The organism is Pseudomonas sp. P5_109, from assembly GCF_034009455.1.
Classification (GTDB): Bacteria; Pseudomonadota; Gammaproteobacteria; order Pseudomonadales; family Pseudomonadaceae; genus Aquipseudomonas.
Genome location: NZ_CP125380.1, coordinates 6536824 through 6554614, shown reverse-complemented (window position 1 = coordinate 6554614; position 17791 = coordinate 6536824). Strand labels below are relative to the sequence as shown.

General features: G+C 60.5%; 18 protein-coding genes. 11 read left to right on the top strand and 7 right to left on the bottom strand.

Features of this window, described 5'->3' with window-relative positions; all coding sequences use genetic code 11:
• Positions 1-161: 161 nt before the first annotated feature.
• Genes QMK54_RS29220 through QMK54_RS29200 form a run of 5 tightly spaced genes read right to left on the bottom strand, consistent with a single transcriptional unit; the run spans position 162 to position 6869 of the window.
• Positions 162-2354: a lipase family protein gene (locus QMK54_RS29220; protein ID WP_320401723.1), complete on the bottom strand. Its 2193-nt coding sequence runs from the start codon at positions 2352-2354 to the stop codon at positions 162-164.
• Positions 2355-2366: 12 nt separating this feature from the next.
• The gene (locus QMK54_RS29215; RefSeq protein ID WP_413787352.1) at positions 2367-3161 is read right to left on the bottom strand and encodes a hypothetical protein; all 795 of its coding nucleotides are present in this window, start codon (positions 3159-3161) and stop codon (positions 2367-2369) included.
• Positions 3162-3172: 11 nt separating this feature from the next.
• The gene (locus QMK54_RS29210) at positions 3173-3946 is read right to left on the bottom strand and encodes a hypothetical protein (RefSeq protein ID WP_320401722.1); all 774 of its coding nucleotides are present in this window, start codon (positions 3944-3946) and stop codon (positions 3173-3175) included.
• Positions 3943-4797, bottom strand: a complete 855-nt coding sequence (locus tag QMK54_RS29205; RefSeq protein WP_320401721.1) for a DUF4123 domain-containing protein — start codon at positions 4795-4797, stop codon at positions 3943-3945. Before QMK54_RS29205 ends, QMK54_RS29210 begins: the two co-directional genes overlap by 4 nt.
• Positions 4794-6869, bottom strand: coding sequence for a type VI secretion system tip protein VgrG (locus QMK54_RS29200; RefSeq protein WP_320402956.1), 2076 nt, complete (start codon positions 6867-6869; stop codon positions 4794-4796). Before QMK54_RS29200 ends, QMK54_RS29205 begins: the two co-directional genes overlap by 4 nt.
• 146 nt (positions 6870-7015) lie before the next feature.
• Here QMK54_RS29200 and QMK54_RS29195 point away from each other — a divergent pair, with 146 nt between their 5' ends.
• The 10 genes from QMK54_RS29195 to madM all read left to right on the top strand — a co-directional run bounded on the left by QMK54_RS29195 (position 7016) and on the right by madM (position 14913).
• A complete protein-coding gene (locus tag QMK54_RS29195) occupies positions 7016-7438 on the top strand; it encodes a chemotaxis protein CheW (RefSeq protein ID WP_320402955.1) in 423 nt (140 codons plus the stop codon).
• Between the two features lie 221 nt (positions 7439-7659).
• Entirely contained in the window at positions 7660-9330 is a 1671-nt protein-coding gene (gene mdcA / locus QMK54_RS29190) for a malonate decarboxylase subunit alpha (protein WP_110660809.1), read from the top strand.
• Positions 9330-10202, top strand: a complete 873-nt coding sequence (locus tag QMK54_RS29185; RefSeq protein ID WP_320401720.1) for a triphosphoribosyl-dephospho-CoA synthase — start codon at positions 9330-9332, stop codon at positions 10200-10202. The genes mdcA and QMK54_RS29185 overlap by 1 nt, the downstream gene beginning before the upstream one ends.
• Positions 10202-10501 (top strand): malonate decarboxylase subunit delta, encoded by a 300-nt coding sequence (locus tag QMK54_RS29180; protein ID WP_223589698.1) that lies wholly within the window; start codon positions 10202-10204, stop codon positions 10499-10501. Before QMK54_RS29185 ends, QMK54_RS29180 begins: the two co-directional genes overlap by 1 nt.
• Entirely contained in the window at positions 10494-11345 is an 852-nt protein-coding gene (locus QMK54_RS29175; RefSeq protein WP_320401719.1) for a biotin-independent malonate decarboxylase subunit beta, read from the top strand. Before QMK54_RS29180 ends, QMK54_RS29175 begins: the two co-directional genes overlap by 8 nt.
• Positions 11342-12145: a biotin-independent malonate decarboxylase subunit gamma gene (gene mdcE, locus QMK54_RS29170; RefSeq protein WP_110661578.1), complete on the top strand. Its 804-nt coding sequence runs from the start codon at positions 11342-11344 to the stop codon at positions 12143-12145. The genes QMK54_RS29175 and mdcE overlap by 4 nt, the downstream gene beginning before the upstream one ends.
• Entirely contained in the window at positions 12139-12759 is a 621-nt protein-coding gene (locus QMK54_RS29165; RefSeq protein ID WP_320401718.1) for a malonate decarboxylase holo-ACP synthase, read from the top strand. Before mdcE ends, QMK54_RS29165 begins: the two co-directional genes overlap by 7 nt.
• On the top strand, positions 12756-13667 hold the full coding sequence (gene mdcH / locus QMK54_RS29160) for a malonate decarboxylase subunit epsilon (RefSeq protein ID WP_320401717.1): 912 nt from the start codon (positions 12756-12758) through the stop codon (positions 13665-13667). The genes QMK54_RS29165 and mdcH overlap by 4 nt, the downstream gene beginning before the upstream one ends.
• Positions 13668-13730: 63 nt before the next feature.
• Positions 13731-14147 (top strand): malonate transporter subunit MadL, encoded by a 417-nt coding sequence (gene madL / locus QMK54_RS29155; protein WP_110661572.1) that lies wholly within the window; start codon positions 13731-13733, stop codon positions 14145-14147.
• A 1-nt stretch (position 14148) separates the two neighbouring features.
• Positions 14149-14913, top strand: coding sequence for a malonate transporter subunit MadM (madM, locus tag QMK54_RS29150; protein ID WP_110661570.1), 765 nt, complete (start codon positions 14149-14151; stop codon positions 14911-14913).
• 111 nt (positions 14914-15024) lie between these two features.
• Here madM and QMK54_RS29145 read toward each other — a convergent pair whose 3' ends face one another.
• Entirely contained in the window at positions 15025-15939 is a 915-nt protein-coding gene (locus QMK54_RS29145) for a LysR substrate-binding domain-containing protein (protein WP_110661568.1), read from the bottom strand.
• 224 nt (positions 15940-16163) lie between these two features.
• Between QMK54_RS29145 and trhA the strand changes: the two genes are divergently transcribed.
• Entirely contained in the window at positions 16164-16781 is a 618-nt protein-coding gene (gene trhA / locus QMK54_RS29140) for a PAQR family membrane homeostasis protein TrhA (protein ID WP_110661566.1), read from the top strand.
• Positions 16782-16895: 114 nt separating this feature from the next.
• Here trhA and QMK54_RS29135 read toward each other — a convergent pair whose 3' ends face one another.
• Entirely contained in the window at positions 16896-17615 is a 720-nt protein-coding gene (locus QMK54_RS29135) for a 16S rRNA (uracil(1498)-N(3))-methyltransferase (RefSeq protein ID WP_110663231.1), read from the bottom strand.
• Between the last annotated feature and the right edge of the window lie 176 nt (positions 17616-17791).

Below are 17791 nucleotides of genomic sequence, written 5' to 3'. Positions count from 1 at the left end.
CCCAAAAAGCGCCGCTTTGACTCGACTGTATAACGAGAGCCTTTAACCGCTGCCAACTGCCCGCCGTCACGCACAAAATCACACCTCGTTGACTCTCTGGAAAGAGCCTTGAATCGCAGCTCACCGGAAAACGCGCATCCGGCGATAGGGCTGCATGGCCTTCAAATAAGCGAATCGATGTCCAGGTTGTAGGGCGCACCGATGGCATGGCCGTAGATCGAAGCCAGCAGTTCGTCATGATTTCCGTTGGCTGGCGCCATGGCCAACTGCTCAATGACCTGATTTTCCGCATGGGCAAGCCAGCGTTGCAGGTTTTCGGCCAGCTGCTCGGGCTGAGTCGTAAGCGATCCGTAGACCTTTTGTTCGGTGACGCGCTCGTAGCGCAAGGTTTTCAGTCGGGCGAGTGTCGAACTTACTTTGTCGGTCTCAAGCACGAGGGCGTTGATATCCGCCTGGTGGGTTTCTTGATACTTCATGGTTTGGTTCGAGAAGTGACGCCGAGTTGAACGCAACTGATCGGTAATGTTCTTGAGTGCATCCTCTATCCATTCAAACTCCAGGTCGGTGACGAGGGAGCGATTTCTCTCTTGAGCCTCCTGCGAACGCTTGAACGATGCCCAGCAGGCTGGAATGTAGCTGCCGGTCATCGAGTGGCTGCCGGCACTGAAGAGTTGGGCCAGCAAAAAAGGTCGATCCGGAAGCCCGTTTTTTTGCTGGATGGCCACCGAGCAGGCGGCATGCTGGGCAATCGTGTCGCATCCGGGTTCCCAGAGGATCATGGACGCTTCCCTGGCGTTGAACTGCACCGGCATTGCGTGACGCAGGGTACCGTGATGTTCGTAGGGTTCGCCTTTCCAGTTAGTGATGCCTGCTACAAAGACCGAGAGGCCAACCGGCACGTTGGCAAAGGTCAAAACTGCCCCCACCCCGTAGATGTCTGCCCGGGTGTTCATCCAGGTACCGGGCACGCTCGGCACCGGGTCGTTATGGGCGACCATGCGGTAGTGCACCAGCGGCTTCGCACCTTTTGCGAAATTGGCGTCGCCGGCGCGGGGGGCGCCGTAGGTGTAGAGCTGGATGTTGTAGTCGAAGCCTTCTCGTCGGCGCAGCATTTCCGAGAGCAGCAACGCCACTGCACCCCCGAGGCTGTGGCCGCAGATCAGTAGCTTTTGACCGGCATAAAACTTGTCGAGGTACTTCACCGCGAAGTCGTAGGCTTTCTGTGCTGCCCCATAAAAACCACGGTGCACCTTTCCATTGGTGTCTTCAAACGGCACTTGTAACGCATCAGCATCGCGCAAGCCATCCGCGATTTTTTCACTGGTGCCCCGTATTGAAATCAGAATCAGTTCGTCGTGGTGGGTGATGAAGGCCTGGGTATCGGTGGCTGCCGAGCCAAGGTCCCGGTCGTCTAGGAAGTGAATTTTCGCAGGAGTTTCCTGATCGTCTTTCAGTTCAGGGCTATTTTTTACGGCATAGAGAACTGGGTCGAATGGCACGATTTCAAGGCGCCTGGAGTACGGCACGTCCTCATACAGCGGGTAGTAGGCGCTTGTTTGCGTCGAATCGACTTTTCCCAGTTCTTCAAACTTGGCCAGTGCGTCCCCGAACCAGTTGCCCACGCTGGGTTGCAGGGGAAAGCTGACAGTCGCGGTATCCACGGGGTGACCATCGGGGTTTTGACCAAAGGGGCAATAGCTCAAGGTGGCCATCAGCGCCAGTTGGTACAGGTTGAGCGAACAGTACGCAGAGTCCGTGGACAGCATGGGGCGCAAGGCCCGCAGCGGGCGCACTTCCAGCACGGTGTGTTTTAGTGGCAGCAGGGCAACACCGCTCAAGCCCTGTTTGCCCATGATCTTCGCCGGCCCCGACCCCATCGGGTAATGGCTGTAAACCTGAGGCGGCAAATGTGCGACGTGCTTGACCAGATGGCGCACTTCCACCTGGAAAAATGCATCGGCGCAGGCTTGTGCGGGGTTTTCTCGGGTGCGGGTGGCGTTAGGGTTCAGGTAGCGGGTGTGCTCGGCGCGGACCTGGAGTTCTGTGATTTCGAGGGGGTAGTGGGGTTGTTCGATCGCGCGCACATAAACCATTTCCTCCCCTTGGTACTTCTGATCAAAGCTGAGTGCAATGGGGCCTGCGAAGTGATCGGTGACCTTGCCAGTACCTGCGGCATCCAGATTGCCATCATAGGTTTTCCCTTCCGAGTCGATTGCGACGTAGGCCAACCCGGCATAGGGTTCGCCGGAGCCGAACTCGTCGACCAGCTGAAAGCTGCTCCATCGACCCTGTGCAGGGCATGCCAATATGCGGCTGCTTAGAGGCGATTCCAGTTCGTTTTCCAATGAGGTCATTTCGAAAGTTCCTTATTCTGTGCAGCCTGGATAGATGGTGCATTGCTTCCCGTCGGGCATCTGAAAGCTGCTGAAATCCCTGTAATTACCAAAGCAATACGCGTCTTGGTCTTCGAAACCTTTACCCATGCAGCGCTTCCAGCCGTTTGGAACCTTGACCCACGTATTCCCGATGGCGGGCCTTTCCTCGTCGGCCAACTTGATGTGCATCTTCACGGTCTTACCGGGCAGTTGGTCCGGGGTATAAGCCGCGAAAGGCTGGCCAGTTCCTCGCTCACCCTGCGCATCGATTGTTTTGCAACTGAGGAGTTTTACGATGCGTCTCTTTGACCCCGCGGTGCGGAACAGCCATTGGCATTCACCGTAGAAGGAACTTTCGCCCGCCTCGTTAACAGTGCTTTTGTACTGATCCTCCACCTTGTCGCGAATGAACACGCTGGCGACATCCGCGCCAAAATCTCCTCGGTCCTTTCCGTAGCGCCCAAAGATTTCCAGCTCGATGCGCCTGATCACCAACGGGCAGCCGCTGACCGTTCGGCGCAGGGCGATTTCAGCGGTTGGCTGATAGTTTTCACGCCAATTCATGTTGTAGCCGACTGCGGTATTTCGCCCACCCGGCACGGCGCAGGTTTCGCCTTCGGCGGGCACATACTTGGCAATGGCCTGATAGGCGACGTCGGGCGGCAGATCGGCGGTGAAGGTAAAGGTGTTCGGCTGACTGCTGGCGCAGCCTGCGGTTAACGCGAGACTGCCGCTCAAACCAAGGTTTTTAATCAGCGACTTCAGCAGCGGATACGACATTGTCATGGGGGATGTCCTTATTCGGTGCAGCCGGGGTAAATGGTGCATTGCCGTCCGTCGGGCATCTGAAAACCGCTGAAGTCTTTGTAATTGCCAAAACAGTAAGCATCCTGGTCTTCATAGCCCTTGCCCATGCAGCGTTTCCAGCCGTTCGGAACTTTGACCCACGTGTCACCCCAACCGGGCTTTTCCTCGTCGGCCAACTTGATGTGCATCTTCACGGTCTTACCCGGCAGTTGGTCCGGGGTATAAGCCGCGAAAGGCTGGCTAGTCCCTCGCTCACCCTGAGCATCGATTGTTTTGCAGTTGAGGAGTTTTCTAAGGATTCGGGGCTTTCCCGAGGTACGAAACAGCTGTTGGCATTCACCGTAGAAGGTGCTTTCGCCCGTTTCGTTAAAGACACTTTTGTACTGTTCTTCCACTTCATTTCGAATGAACACGCTGGCGATATCCACCCCGTAATCTCCCCGGGCTTTACCGTAAGTTGCGTAGATATCCAGCTCGATGCGGCTGATGACCAGCGGGCAACCGCTCACTGTTCTGCGCAGGGCTATTTCAGCGTTGGGCTCGTAGATTCCACGCCATTTCATGTTGTAGCCGACTGCGGTATTGCGCCCGCCCGGCACGGTGCAGGTTTCGCCTTCGGCGGGCACATATTTGGCAATGGCCTGATAGACGAAGTCGGGCGGCAGATCGGCGGTGAAGGTAAAGGTGTTCGGCTGACTGCTGGCGCAGCCGGCGGTTAACGCGAGACAGCAGCCCAGAATTGCTGTGCGGATCAGGCGCTTCATAGGGCGCCTTCTCCTTGCCAAAATGCCGTTGTTTGATACACCCGTTCAAAGTGTTCATCCGGACTTTCATCTGGGCGAACTCGCCAATGCGCCGCCAGCTTATAAGCAGGCGCTTGCAGGCTCTGGATCAGCAGAAATTCCAATTGATCCGGTGCGAACCATCCCCACGCCTGCGCCTGCGCCAGTCTGCTGCGTAGCCACATATCAGGGTCATGTTGTTCAGCGAGATTGGCGTAGGCCTCGACATGCTCCGCCAGCAGGTAGCGACGAGCATTGGTCAGGCGAATTTCATCAGCCTGTTGGTTGGGCGCTGGCACTTGATGCCACAGCGGCTGATCTGGCACTGGATAGGTGCCGGGGGCAGGATTGTCCGTGCTTTCCCACCGTGTGCCTTGCCAGTAACACACGCTGATCGCCGGCCCGAGGTAGGCCGGACAGGCCTCGACAGGTAGATGCGCCAGGGCCCGGCTCAGCACCCGATTATCGTGGAAGCGGTACAGTGCCTGATCAGGCCGTGCGCCAATGATCAATCGCTCCCGCCAGTGTTTGACCAGTGTGGGCAGATCGCCCTTTTGCAGGCTGGCGAACCAGCCCCAGTTTCGCTGCGGATGTTTGAGCAACTCGTCGATGCGGCTGTCGTTGACTTGATCGAAGGCGAAGACAAACGGCCCGGCGTCCGCCAGGTCAGCCACCTGGGTTTCGCCGTACACGCTCGAATACTGGTCGTACCGGCAGGTCTTCAACAACGATTGGCGGGTGTCGCGTTCGTTCTCCGAGTCCAGAACGAGGCACAAGACATGGCCAAGACGTTGTTGCTCGAGCATCCATTGGCGGGGTAAGGAGTCAGTCATGGGGTGGCTTCCTGTGTCATGCAAATGCCTTCTCGGCACGCTTCGCAGATGGGGCAGAAATCAGCTCCCATGACGTTGCTGGCCGACATGAGGGCGCCTTGGCTGGGGGCAATCATGGGCGGCAGTTGCGATGGCTCCGACAGGGCGTCCAGGGTTCCGGGCATCGATAACGAACCGGCCGGGCCCGCCATCGGAGCCCCCCCGATCTGGATTTCGCTGCTACTGAAAATGCCACCGTGGCTGATCACAATGTGCTGTCCACCGGCCTTCAGGCTGATGCTCGCGCCAGCATCCAGGATCAGGTGCGCCCCGGCTTTGATGTGCACTTGCTGACCGGCCTCCACCACCAGCGTTTGATCGACTCGGGTGTGGCTGTTACCGGCGACATGCAGATAGTCGTTAGCCTTGAGCTGTACTTTGCGGTCGGCGGTGACGGTTCGGTGCTCTTGGGCTTCCAGTACGGTGATGCTGTCGCCCTTGATGGTTTCCCGGCGCTCGTTGCCGACTTCCAGGCGGCTGTCGTTCTCGACCTTCTGCTCCATGTCGCGTTGGGCGCGCAGGTAGATCAATTCCCGCCCGGCGCGGTCTTCCAGGTGCAATTCGTTGAACCCGCCGCTGTCCGGTGAGCTGCGGGAGCGAAAAACGCTACGGGTTTTGTGGGTGGGTAGTTCGAAAGGGACCGGGTTGGCGCTGTTGGCAAGACACCCACTGATCACCGGTTGATCAGGGTCACCTTCAAGAAAACTGACCAACACCTCCATGCCCACTCTCGGGATGGTGACGCTGCCATGGGCATTGCCAGCCCAATTGGAGGACACCCGCAACCAGCAACTGCTTTTGTCGTCGTGGCGACCTTCGCGATCCCAAAAAAATTGAGCCTTGACCCGACCGTACTTGTCACAGTGGATTTCCTCACCTTGGGGGCCGGTGACCATGGCAGTCTGGCTGCCCAGCACTCGCGGTTTTTTGTAACGATGTGGCGGACGGTAGAAAACATCCCAAGGTATGGCGACAAACCTGTTTCGATAACCTTGGACAAGATCATCTTCATGACTGGAGGCAACGCGGGCAAAGTTCTCTTCAAGTACTTGCGGCTGCTTGCATTCGTGGCGAACCTCCGTCAGCAACCAAAGATCGTTCCACTCCGCGCGTGAATGCTCCGACATTTGCAGAAAATGCCCGGCCACCAATGTCTGTTGATCGCTTTTGCCTTCTGCTTGGCGGTAGTCGGCACGATGGCGTTCCAGTGCTCGTTTGGCTAATAACTTGCCACGCTCTCGCAAAGTAAAGCGTCCGGGGTAGTCGTAATCTTCCAGATCGGGCGGCGTCCGCTGGATGTCAGGTTGGTAGCCGGACTCCAGCAGAATGCGGGCCTTTTCAAAATCGTAGTCACGACGGGTGGTGCGGCTGGTACGTGCTTCTACACGCAGGCCAAACTGTTGGATCACCGCCTCTTCGGCAACCATGCCACCGTCCTGTTTATAGGGCGTTGGCCGTTCAAGTACGGGGAACACGGTCTGGTCGTCACCAAAGACCATCAGGTGTTTCTCTCGGCTGTGCCGAAAGTGGTAATGAATGCCTTCCTCTTGGCAAAGCCGTTGAATGAAATGCAAATCTGACTCGTCGTACTGCACGCAGTACTCACGATCTGGATACGTGGAGCCCAACTGAAACAGGTGGAAGTCACGATGAATGCCGTGCTCTTCCAGCACTTGCGTAATGATCTGCGGGACGGTCAGTTGTTGAAAAATGCGTTGGTTGATGCGGTGGCCCAGATAAGCCACCCGAGGAACCATTGTCACGTTGTAACGAGTCAGACGCTTGCCGACGTCGCCTTGGGCAACGCGATGGATTTGCCCATGGAAGCCATTGCCACCCTCGCTATAAGCCAGAAAGGCTTGTTTATGCAGCAGGCTTTCAAGATCGATGTTCGGTCTCTCGCTGACCAGAACCACGTCAAAGGCATAGGGCGTACTTATCGCTTCCTGACCGGTGAATTCAAGGACTTGAAGGTCGTGTTCGAGGTCCTGGATCGTCAGGTTGAAACGCGCGAGATGGCTAGAGTTGAACATCCTTTGTTCCTTCGGCGGTCGCTGAGGGCGTTTTGTATCTGAATTTGTTGAGGGGGAGGCGAAGGGGCGAAAGCTAACAAGGGTGCAGGAGAATTGATGTAGGACGGTTCTGATGTGGCTGAGGGAAAAGGCCCTGATTTTCCGGCCTGCCACTGGCCGGCAGTAACTTCATCCAGCCCAACGTCGCCGTTGCCGAGCTGATCGATTACCAGCCACCGGGGACCTTCGACCTCGACACGCCGCCGTGGTATCTCGGCCTGGTGACGTGGCGCGACCGGCAGATTCCGCTGCTGAGTTTCGAGTCGGCCTGCGGGCAGAAAATCGTCATTGGCGAGCGTGCGCGGATCGTCATCCTCAACGCCCTTGGCGGGCGCCCCGAGCTGAAATTCATTGCGCTGCTGGTGCAGGGGATTCCGCGCTCCTGCAAGCTCGATAGCCAGTTGAGTTATGTGGACGTGCCGTTGTGTGCGCTGGAGCAGGCGGCGGTGCAGGTGGGGGAGCAGATGGCGAAGGTGCCGGATCTGTTGGCGCTGGAGCAGATGTTGGTGAATGCCGGGTTGGTCGACTGACTTCAGTTTTTGTATTGATGGTGCTGACCTCTTCGCGAGCAAGCCCGCTCCCACAGTTGATCTGTGGTGAACATAAAACCCTGTGGGAGCGGGCTTGCTCGCGAAGGCGTCAGTTCTGACAACCATTACCCTGAGCGTAACGATCCAGCGCTCTGCTTGATTGATGCCCCCCACCCAACACTCCTAAGGTAGCTCCACGACAGCGAACCCGTGGAGTGGTCATGACAACAACAATATCCCCCGACTCGCGATGGACGCGACGGCGCAGCGAAAAGCAGCGGCGTCTCGAGCTGGTGCGAGGTCTTGCCGACGGTGTGGTGTTGCCCACCGATAACATCGTCGCGGCGCTGGAAGCGTTGATCCTGCCGGGCGACCGCGTGGTGCTCGAAGGCAACAACCAGAAGCAGGCGGATTTCCTTTCGCGCTCCCTGGCCAAGGCCGACCCCGCGAAGCTGCATGACTTGCACATGATCATGCCCAGCGTCGGCCGCGCCGAGCACCTGGACCTGTTCGAGCGCGGCATCGCCCGCAAGCTCGATTTCTCTTTTGCCGGCACCCAAAGCCTGCGCATCAGCCAGTTGCTCGAAGACGGCCTGCTGGAAATCGGCGCGATCCACACCTACATCGAACTCTACGCACGGCTGGTGGTGGACCTGATTCCCAACGTCGTGCTCTCGGCCGGGTTCATGGCCGACCGCGCCGGCAACATCTACACCGGGCCGAGCACCGAAGACACCCCGGCGCTGATCGAGCCGGCGGCCTTCAGCGACGGCATTGTCATCGTCCAGGTCAATCAACTGGTGGACGACGTCAGCGACCTGCCACGGGTAGATATCCCCGCTTCCTGGGTCGATTTCGTGGTGGTGGCCGACAAGCCGTTCTACATCGAACCGCTGTTCACCCGTGACCCACGGCACATCAAGCCGGTGCACGTGCTGATGGCGATGATGGCGATCCGTGGCATCTACGAAAAACACAACGTGCAGTCCCTTAACCACGGCATCGGTTTCAACACCGCTGCCATCGAGTTGATCCTGCCGACCTACGGCGAATCCCTCGGCCTCAAAGGCAAGATCTGCCGCAACTGGACCCTCAACCCGCACCCGACGCTGATCCCGGCGATTGAAAGCGGCTGGGTCGAAAGCGTGCATTGCTTCGGCACCGAGCTGGGGATGGAGAACTACATTGCGGCGCGGCCGGATGTGTTCTTCACCGGGCGCGACGGTTCCCTGCGTTCCAATCGGATGTTCAGCCAGCTGGCCGGGCAATACGCGGTGGACCTGTTCATCGGCGCGACTTTGCAAGTCGATGGCGACGGCCATTCCTCCACCGTCACCCGTGGGCGCCTGGCCGGCTTCGGCGGCGCACCGAACATGGGCCACGACCCGCGCGGTCGTCGCCACAGCACGCCAGCCTGGCTCGACATGCGCAACACCGATGTGGCCGAGCCGATGCTCGAACGCGGCAAGAAACTCGTGGTGCAGATGGTCGAGACCTTCCAGGAGGGCGGCAAACCGACCTTCGTCGAAACCCTCGATGCCGTTGAAGTGGCGAAGAAAAGCGGCATGCCGCTGGCGCCAATCATGGTCTACGGCGACGACGTGACCCATCTGTTGACGGAAGAAGGCATCGCTTATTTGTATAAGGCGCGCTCGCTGGAAGAGCGCCAGGCGATGATCGCCGCCGTCGCTGGGGTGACCGCCATCGGCCTGCGCCACAACCCGAAAGACACCGCGCGCATGCGCCGCGAAGGCCTGATCGCCTTGCCCGAAGACCTCGGCATCCGCCGCACCGACGCCACGCGCGAACTGCTCGCGGCGAAAAGCGTGGCCGATCTGGTGGAGTGGTCTGGTGGCCTCTACAGCCCGCCCGCCAAGTTCAGGAGCTGGTAATGCACGCACTTAACCTGCAACCGAAAAACCTGAGCCTGGCCGAACGGCTGGCGGATCTGGCGGTGGACGCGCTGATCGACGAGGCTGACCTGTCGCCGAAACCGGCACTGGTCGACCGTCGCGGCAATGGCGCCCACACCGATCTGCACCTGGGGCTGATGCACGCTTCGGCGTTGTCCTTGTGGCCGACATTTAGAGAAATGGCTGAAGCGGCTATCGAGTTCGACGAGATCGGCTTGCCCCTGCGCGAAGCCGTGGGCCGCATCGGTCGCGAAGGCGAGCAAGCCATGCTCGACACCACCGGCGGGGTGAACACCCATCGCGGGGCGATCTGGGCCTTGGGCCTGTTGATCACTGCCGCGGCGCTGGAACCTCAATCCTGCAATGCCAATAGCGTGGCGATACGTGCTGCGCGGTTGGCCCTGCTCGACGATCGTTTTGCTCCACGCCCGCTCAGTCACGGTGCGCAAGTCGCCCAGCGTTACGGCGCGCGGGGTGCCCGTGAAGAAGCACAACTGGGCTTTCCGGCGGTGTTGCATCGTGCGCTGCCGCAACTCAAACACAGCCGTGCCGCCGGCCATGGCGAACAGAACGCCCGGCTCGATGCGCTGCTGGCGATCATGACCGGGCTGGCCGACACCTGCGTGTTGTACCGCGCCGGTGAACAGGGTCTGCACACCATGCAATCCGGCGCTCAAGCGGTGCTCTACGCGGGCGGCAGTGCCAGCCTCGCGGGCCGTCGTCGTCTGCATGAACTGGATCAACAACTCATCGCATTGAATGCCTCGCCCGGTGGTGCCGCCGACTTGCTCGCCGCCACGCTATTGCTCGACCGTATCGAGCGCGACGGCATCCTTCAGGGAGCGTTTTGATGGAAACCTTATCTTTTGAATTCCCCGCCGGGCAGCCGCCACGCGGTCGCACCCTGGTGGGCTGCGTTGGCTCTGGCGATCTGGAAGTGCTGATCGAACCGGGTCAGCCCGGCAAGCTGACGATCAACGTGCAGACCTCGGTCAATGGCAGCGAACAACGCTGGCAACATCTGTTCGCACGGATGTTCGACGGCCAGACGCCGCCGGCGATGGATATCGACATTCACGATTTCGGCGCGACACCCGGCGTGGTGCGCCTGCGTCTGGAACAAGGCTTCGAGGAAATCGGCCATGACTGACAGCGCGTCCTTGCTGAACAAGCACAGCTTTGTCGAACTCGGTGCGCGGCAGCGGGCGAAAGCCTTGCTCGACGCCGATACCTTCCGCGAATTGCTCGATCCGTTCCAGCGCATCATGTCGCCGTGGCTGTCGCGCCAGGGCGTGGTGCCGCAAGCCGATGACGGCGTGGTGATCGCCAAGGGCAACCTCGATGGTTTGCCGGTGGTGATTGCGGCCATTGAAGGTGCGTTCCAGGGTGGCAGCCTCGGAGAAGTCGGCGGGGCCAAAATTGCCGGTGCACTGGAACTGGCCGCCGAAGACAACCGCAACGGCATCCCGACCCGCGCCGTGCTGCTGCTGGAAACCGGCGGCGTGCGCTTGCAGGAAGCCAACCTCGGCCTGGCGGCGATTGCCGACATACACGCAGCCATTGTCGACTTGCAGCAGTACCAGCCCGTGGTCGGTGTGGTGGCGGGCAGCGTCGGCTGCTTTGGCGGCATGTCGATTGCCGCCGGGTTGTGCAGTTACCTGTTGGTGACCCAGGAAGCGCGACTGGGCTTGAACGGCCCGCAGGTGATCGAGCAGGAAGCCGGACTCGAAGAATACGACTCCCGCGACCGGCCCTTCATCTGGAGCCTGACCGGTGGCGAGCAGCGCTTCGCCAGTGGTCTGGTGGACCGTTATGTCGATGACGATGTGGCGCAGATCCGCCAACAGGTGGGTGAGTTGCTCCAACAAGGTTTGCCGGCGCAATCACGCAGCCGTCAGGCCGAGCTGTTCTTGCAACGCCTGGCGCGCCTGGACGCCGAACCACAAATCGAGCCGTCCGTGGTTCGCGATCTGTACCAAGGAGAACGCCCATGAACTCGTATTCACTGCGTGGTTTGAACTGGTTCAACGCCTTGAGCGCCGGGGCGAAAGCGATCGAGGGTTTGCCGGCTTCGCTGAAAGTAGCTGACGGTTCGCTAGGCGACCGGCCTGTGCGTTTTATCGCGGTGGTGGCCGACCCGCAAAACCGCTTCGTCCGTGCACGCAACGGCGAGGTGGGTTTGCTCGAAGGCTGGGGCCTGGCCAAGGCTGTGGATGAAGTCATCGCCGCTGATCAGGACAAGGCACACAAACGCGCCTTGATCGCCATTGTCGACGTGCCGAGCCAGGCCTACGGTCGACGCGAAGAGGCCCTCGGCATTCATCAGGCGCTGGCCGCTGCGGCGGACAGTTATGCCCGTGCCCGCCTGGCCGGTCATGCGGTGATCGGTCTGCTGGTGGGCAAGGCGATGTCCGGGGCATTTCTGGCCCACGGCTATCAGGCCAACCGCTTGATCGCCCTGCGCGATCCGGGGGTGATGGTGCATGCCATGGGCAAGGCGTCGGCGGCGCGGGTGACCTTGCGCAGTGTCGAAGAGCTCGAAGCCCTGGCGGCCAGCGTGCCGCCGATGGCCTACGACATCGACAGCTATGCCAGCCTCGGATTGCTGTGGGAAACCCTGTCGGTGGAGCAGATCGAACAGCCGACTGCGGCGGATCTGGCGCGGGTGACCGATTGCCTGCATCAGGCGATTGGCGATGTGGCCGCCGGTGGTCGTGATCTGAGCGGTCGCCTCGGTGCGAGTAATCGTGCGGCCTCGAGCAAGGTTCGCCAATTGCTGAGAGCGCAGTGGTGAATGCGCTTCTGGCTCACGACCTGCTGTGGGGGATGACCCCGCAGCAATTGCCTGCGGATGCGCCTGCGTGGGTGGTCGAGTCGATCAGTGCCGGCCAGCCGGTGGTGGTCCGTCGCGCCTTGAGCGCGGCGGGGCAGGTGGCGGTGGGCGTGCGCGGGCCGTTGCGCGAGCAGCGATTTGCAGCGCTGATGGACGTCGCCGCCATCACGCGACGGGTGCAGCCGGAAGAACTCTGCCATGTTCAAGGCTGGCGTGATTTCCCGGCGCTGCGTGCCTTGTCGCAATTGCGCCCGCACCTCGATAGCTGCGGCTGGACCTGGGGTGTCAGTGGCAGTGCCGGGTTCGAGTTGGCCAGTGGATTTACCGCTTTGCACGAGGGCAGCGATCTCGATCTGATCCTGCGTACGCCACGTCCGTTGAGTCGTGTCGACGCGCAGGCGCTGGTGAACGTTCTCGACACGGCCGTGTGTCGCGTGGACCTGCAGTTGCAGACACCTTCGGGCGCCGTTGCCTTGCGCGAATGGGCTGGTGCTTCGTCGCGGGTCCTGCTGAAAAATGCCATTCAAGCCATTCTGGTTACTGATCCGTGGAATCCGCAGGAGCAGGCAGCGTGAGCAGCTTGTTGGTGTTTCCCGGCCAGGGCGCGCAACAACCCGGCATGCTGGCGCGTTTGCCTCGGCAAACGTTGAGCGAGGCGAGCGACCTGCTGGGTGAAGATGTGACGCAGCTGGATTCTGCCGAGGCGTTGCAGTCGACGAGGGCAGTGCAGCTTTGCCTGCTGATCGCCGGCGTCGCTGCTTCACGCCAGTTGGACATGACCCCGGACTACGTGGCCGGCTTGTCGATCGGCGCCTACCCGGCAGCGGTGGTGGCCGGTGCCCTGAGTTTCAGCGATGCGTTGCATCTGGTCAGCCTGCGCGGTGAGTTGATGCAGCAGGCTTATCCACAAGGCTACGGCATGACCGCGATCATCGGTCTGGACCTGGCCACGGTGGAGGCACTGCTGGCCCAGGTGCACAGCGCAGAAATGCCGGTTTACCTGGCCAATATCAACGCCGATAACCAGGTGGTGATTGCCGGTAGCGATGCGGCGATGGAAGCGCTGGCCGGGTTGGCGAAAGGTTGTGGGGCCGGCCTGGCCAAGCGTCTGGCAGTGAGCGTGCCGTCCCACTGCCCATTGCTTGAGGCGCCCGCGCAACGCCTGGCCGACGCCTTCGCCAACGTGCCGCTGCACACACCGAAGATTGGTTACCTGAGCGGCAGTCGCGCGCGACCGCTGATCAAGCCTGAAGCCTTGCGTGACGACCTGGCCTTCAACATGTGCCGCATTGTCGATTGGCGAGGCACGGTACAAAGCGCTTACGAGCGCGGCGTACGTCTACAGATCGAACTGCCGCCCGGCGCGGTGCTCACCGGGCTGGCGCGCCGGGTGTTCGAGCAAGGCACCGTGATTGCTTTCGACGGTGCGCGGCTCGACACCTTGCAGGCGCTGATGTGTGAGGAGGGCAGCCGTCACTCTTAAATCACCGACTCAGGCTTCGAACAACAAAAACAACATTCGAAAGGCACTTTGAGGACTACAACAATGATTATTTACGGTGTGGCGCTGTTGGCGATCTGTACGCTGGCAGGGGTGATCATGGGTGACATGCTCGGTGTGTTGCTGGGTGTGAAGTCAAACGTCGGCGGTGTCGGGATCGCGATGATCCTGCTGATTTGCGCACGGTTGTGGATGCAAAAACGTGGCGGCATGACTCGGGATTGCGAGATGGGTGTCGGCTTCTGGGGCGCCATGTACATCCCGGTAGTCGTTGCCATGGCGGCGCAGCAGAACGTGGTCACGGCGCTGCATGGTGGCCCGGTGGCGGTGTTGGCGGCAATCGGTTCGGTGGTGGTCTGCGGTTGCACCATTGCCTTGATCAGCCGGACCCACAAAGGCGAACCCTTGCCCGATGAACCGGCGGATGTAACGCCGGTTGGCACTCCAGTGGGAGGCCGCTGATATGTGGGATCTCATCAAGAACGGTCTGGAGCACAACGGTCTGGTCACCGCATTCGCCTTTGTCGGCGTGATCATGTGGGTGTCAGTGGTGATCTCCAAACGCCTGACCTTCGGACGCATCCACGGTTCGGCGATTGCCATCGTCATCGGCCTGGTACTGGCCTGGGTTGGCGGCACGATGACCGGCGGGCAAAAGGGCCTGGCGGACTTGACGTTGTTTTCCGGTATCGGCCTGATGGGCGGCGCGATGCTGCGGGATTTCGCCATCGTTGCCACGGCGTTCGAGGTGCAGGCCACTGAAGCGAAAAAGGCCGGTTTGATCGGCGTGATCGCGCTGCTGCTGGGCACGGTACTGCCGTTCATTGTCGGCGCGTGCTTGGCCTGGGTATTCGGTTATCGCGACGCAGTGAGCATGACCACCATTGGCGCCGGTGCGGTGACCTACATCGTCGGCCCGGTGACCGGAGCGGCCATTGGCGCCAGTTCCGATGTGGTGGCGCTGTCCATTGCCACCGGCCTGATCAAGGCGATTCTGGTGATGGTTGGCACGCCGATGGCGGCGCGCTGGATGGGCCTGGATAACCCGCGCTCGGCGATGGTGTTCGGTGGGCTGGCCGGGACAGTCAGTGGCGTGACCGCCGGTTTGGCGGCGACGGACCGGCGCCTGGTGCCTTATGGCGCGTTGACCGCGACCTTCCACACCGGGCTTGGCTGCTTGCTGGGGCCTTCGCTGTTGTACTTCATTGTTCGCGGGATAGTTGGCTAGGTTCAGGGGCTGAGTTGTCGGGTCTGACGCTTTCGCGAGCAAGCCCGCTCCCACATTTGGAATGCGGTCGAATGTGGGAGCGGGCTTGCTCGCGAAGGGTGCGACACGGTTTCAAACCTGCCGATTGGCATACATCCGGCACTCAGCCAGCAACGCCAGCAGATTCGGATCACGCTCCTTGGCCTTCAGGAACACCACGCCGATGTGCTGCTGCAACCGGTACTTTTCCTGCAACGGGATCAGCTTCACCCGGTTCTCGTACACCGCCGCAATCCGCCCCGGCAGCAACGCATAACCCACGCCCGAACTGACCATGCTCAGCAGGGTGAAGATGTCGTTGACCTGCATCGCCACCTTCGGCTCGAACCCTGCCTGCTCGAATACCCGCTTGCCGTCCTGATGGGTGGCGAAGCCCTGGGTCAGGGTGATGAAGGTTTCGTCGCGGACCTCGGCCAGGTCGACTTCGGTTCGCTGGGCAAACTTCGAGTCGGCGGGGGTGGCGAGGAAGATGTCGTCGGAAAACAGCGGGATCTGCTCGCAATCCGGATCGTTGACAGTCTCGTCCAGCGACACCAGGGCCGCATCGACTTCCATGTTCTTGAGCTTGTAGAGCAGGTCGATGTTGGAGCCCAGAATCAGGTCGATGTTGAGTTCGCTGCGGCGGATCTTCAGGCCCATGATCAACTGCGGCACGGTCTTCACCGTCAGTGAATACAGTGAACCCAGCTTGAATCGTTCGGCCGAGAACCCGGCGGCTTCGCGGGTCAGGCGCACGCTTTCGACGACATCCTGAATCAGCTTCTGCGCTCGTTCTTCCAGCACATAGGCGCTTTCCAGCGGCGTCAGGTTACGGCCTTCGTGCTTGAACAAGGGGCAGCGCAGGGCGCTTTCCAGGGAATGGATCGCCCGATGCACACTCACATTACTGGTCTGCAACTCGGCGGCGGCCCGCGCCAGATTGCCGGTGCGCATGAAGGCCAGGAACACCTCGAGTTTTTTCAGGGTCAACTCTTCATCGATCAGCATGGGGCGGACTCTTTTTGGAATGACTCGATTGTGCCCGGTATTCACAGACCTTTGTAGGAGCTGGCTTGCCAGCGATGGCAATCTTGAAAACAGCGCAAAACTCCATGGCCCCATCGCCAGCAAGCCGGATCCTACAGGGGGACTTTTGTTCTGAAACATTGCGCTTTTACGCTCCAGGGCTGAGCCTTGCGCGTTGCGGTGATGAAACTCGAGGGGAGCACCACATGTATCACGGGGAAAGACTGAACGCCTGGACGCATCTGGTCGGGGCCGTGGCGGCGTTTGTCGGCGGGGTGTGGCTGATTGTGCTGGCCAGTCTCGACGGTAGCCCGTGGAAGATCGTCAGCATGGCGATCTACGCCTTTACCTTGCTGGTGCTGTACAGCGCATCGACCGTGTACCACAGCGTGCGCGGGCGCAAGAAAGTGATCATGCAGAAGGTCGATCACTTTTCGATCTATCTGCTGATCGCCGGCAGCTACACGCCGTTCTGCCTGGTGACCCTGCGCGGGCCGTGGGGCTGGACGTTGTTCGGAATTGTCTGGGGGCTGGCGCTGATCGGCATCCTGCAGGAGATCAAGCCACGTTCGGAAGCGCGGATCCTGTCGATCGTGATTTACGCGGTGATGGGCTGGATTGTGCTGGTGGCGGTCAAGCCGTTACTCGCGGCATTGGGCGGCGCCGGGTTTGCGTGGCTGGCCTCGGGCGGTGTGTTGTACACCGTGGGGATTATCTTTTTTGCCCTGGACGACCGGCTGCGGCATGCCCACGGGATCTGGCATCTGTTCGTGATCGCGGGGAGTTTGCTGCACTTTGTGGCGATCTTCTTTTATGTCCTCTAGTCCGCGTTGCTGCCATTCGCGAGCAAGCCCGCTCCCACATTTGATCTGTGTCGAACACAGCAGCTGTGATCTACATAGGTCTACTGTGGGAGCGGGCTTGCTCGCGAAGGCGGACTAGAAATCACCCCAAAGCTGCTGGGCAACCGCTAGGGCAACAACCGGCGCGGTCTCGGTGCGCAACACCCGAGGGCCGAGGCGGGCGGCGTGGAAGCCGCCGGCCTTGGCCTGATCGACTTCGGCATCGGACAAACCACCCTCCGGGCCGATCAGGAATGCCAGGCTTGAGGGCTTGGCGTGACTCACCAAGGGCTCGGCCACCGGGTGCAGCACCAGCTTCAACTCAGCCTGCGTCTGCTTCAACCAGTCAGCCAGCAACAGTGGCGGATGAATCACCGGCACCCGTGAACGTCCGCATTGCTCGCAAGCGCTGATCGCCACCTGGCGCCAGTGCAACAGGCGCTTGTCGGCGCGTTCGTCCTTGAGCCGGACTTCGCAGCGATCGGTGAAGATCGGGGTGATTTCACTGACACCCAGCTCCGTGGCTTTCTGAATCGCCCAGTCCATACGCTCGCCACGGGACAGGCCTTGGCCGAGATGGATTTGCAGTGGCGATTCGACCTGCCCGGCGAAGCTTTCGTCGATCTGCACCACCACGCGTTTTTTGCCGACGTCGACCAGCCTGGCGCGAAACTCCTGGCCCGAGCCGTCGAACAGTTGCAGCGCATCGCCCTCGGCCATGCGCAGCACACGGCTGATGTAGTGGGCCTGGGCTTCGGGCAATTCGTGCTCGCCGGTGCTCAGGGGGGCGTCGATGAAGAAGCGGGACAGTCTCATTCTGGGTCTCTAAAAATTGGATCGGAATCGCATTTGTGGCTGACGGGCTTTTGTGGCGAGGGGACTCGCCCCCGTTCGGCTGCGAAGCAGTCGTAAACCGGCTAATGCGTTTTAACTGATGTAATGCAATTGCCGAATTTGGGGCCGCTTCGCGACCCAACGGGGGCAAGCCCCCT

Bases quoted from the DNA above. Each gene is read 5' to 3' on its own strand.
- madM (WP_110661570.1), top strand. From the start codon at position 14,149: ATGTGGGATCTCATCAAGAACGGTCTGGAGCACAACGGTCTGGTCACC.
- QMK54_RS29145 (WP_110661568.1), bottom strand. From the start codon at position 15,939: ATGCTGATCGATGAAGAGTTGACCCTGAAAAAACTCGAGGTGTTCCTG.
- mdcE (WP_110661578.1), top strand. From the start codon at position 11,342: ATGAACTCGTATTCACTGCGTGGTTTGAACTGGTTCAACGCCTTGAGC.
- QMK54_RS29215 (WP_413787352.1), bottom strand. From the start codon at position 3,161: ATGACAATGTCGTATCCGCTGCTGAAGTCGCTGATTAAAAACCTTGGT.
- QMK54_RS29200 (WP_320402956.1), bottom strand. From the start codon at position 6,869: ATGTTCAACTCTAGCCATCTCGCGCGTTTCAACCTGACGATCCAGGAC.
- QMK54_RS29210 (WP_320401722.1), bottom strand. From the start codon at position 3,946: ATGAAGCGCCTGATCCGCACAGCAATTCTGGGCTGCTGTCTCGCGTTA.
- madL (WP_110661572.1), top strand. From the start codon at position 13,731: ATGATTATTTACGGTGTGGCGCTGTTGGCGATCTGTACGCTGGCAGGG.
- QMK54_RS29185 (WP_320401720.1), top strand. From the start codon at position 9,330: ATGCACGCACTTAACCTGCAACCGAAAAACCTGAGCCTGGCCGAACGG.
- QMK54_RS29180 (WP_223589698.1), top strand. From the start codon at position 10,202: ATGGAAACCTTATCTTTTGAATTCCCCGCCGGGCAGCCGCCACGCGGT.
- QMK54_RS29205 (WP_320401721.1), bottom strand. From the start codon at position 4,797: ATGACTGACTCCTTACCCCGCCAATGGATGCTCGAGCAACAACGTCTT.
- QMK54_RS29175 (WP_320401719.1), top strand. From the start codon at position 10,494: ATGACTGACAGCGCGTCCTTGCTGAACAAGCACAGCTTTGTCGAACTC.
- QMK54_RS29135 (WP_110663231.1), bottom strand. From the start codon at position 17,615: ATGAGACTGTCCCGCTTCTTCATCGACGCCCCCCTGAGCACCGGCGAG.
- trhA (WP_110661566.1), top strand. From the start codon at position 16,164: ATGTATCACGGGGAAAGACTGAACGCCTGGACGCATCTGGTCGGGGCC.
- mdcA (WP_110660809.1), top strand. From the start codon at position 7,660: ATGACAACAACAATATCCCCCGACTCGCGATGGACGCGACGGCGCAGC.
- QMK54_RS29220 (WP_320401723.1), bottom strand. From the start codon at position 2,354: ATGACCTCATTGGAAAACGAACTGGAATCGCCTCTAAGCAGCCGCATA.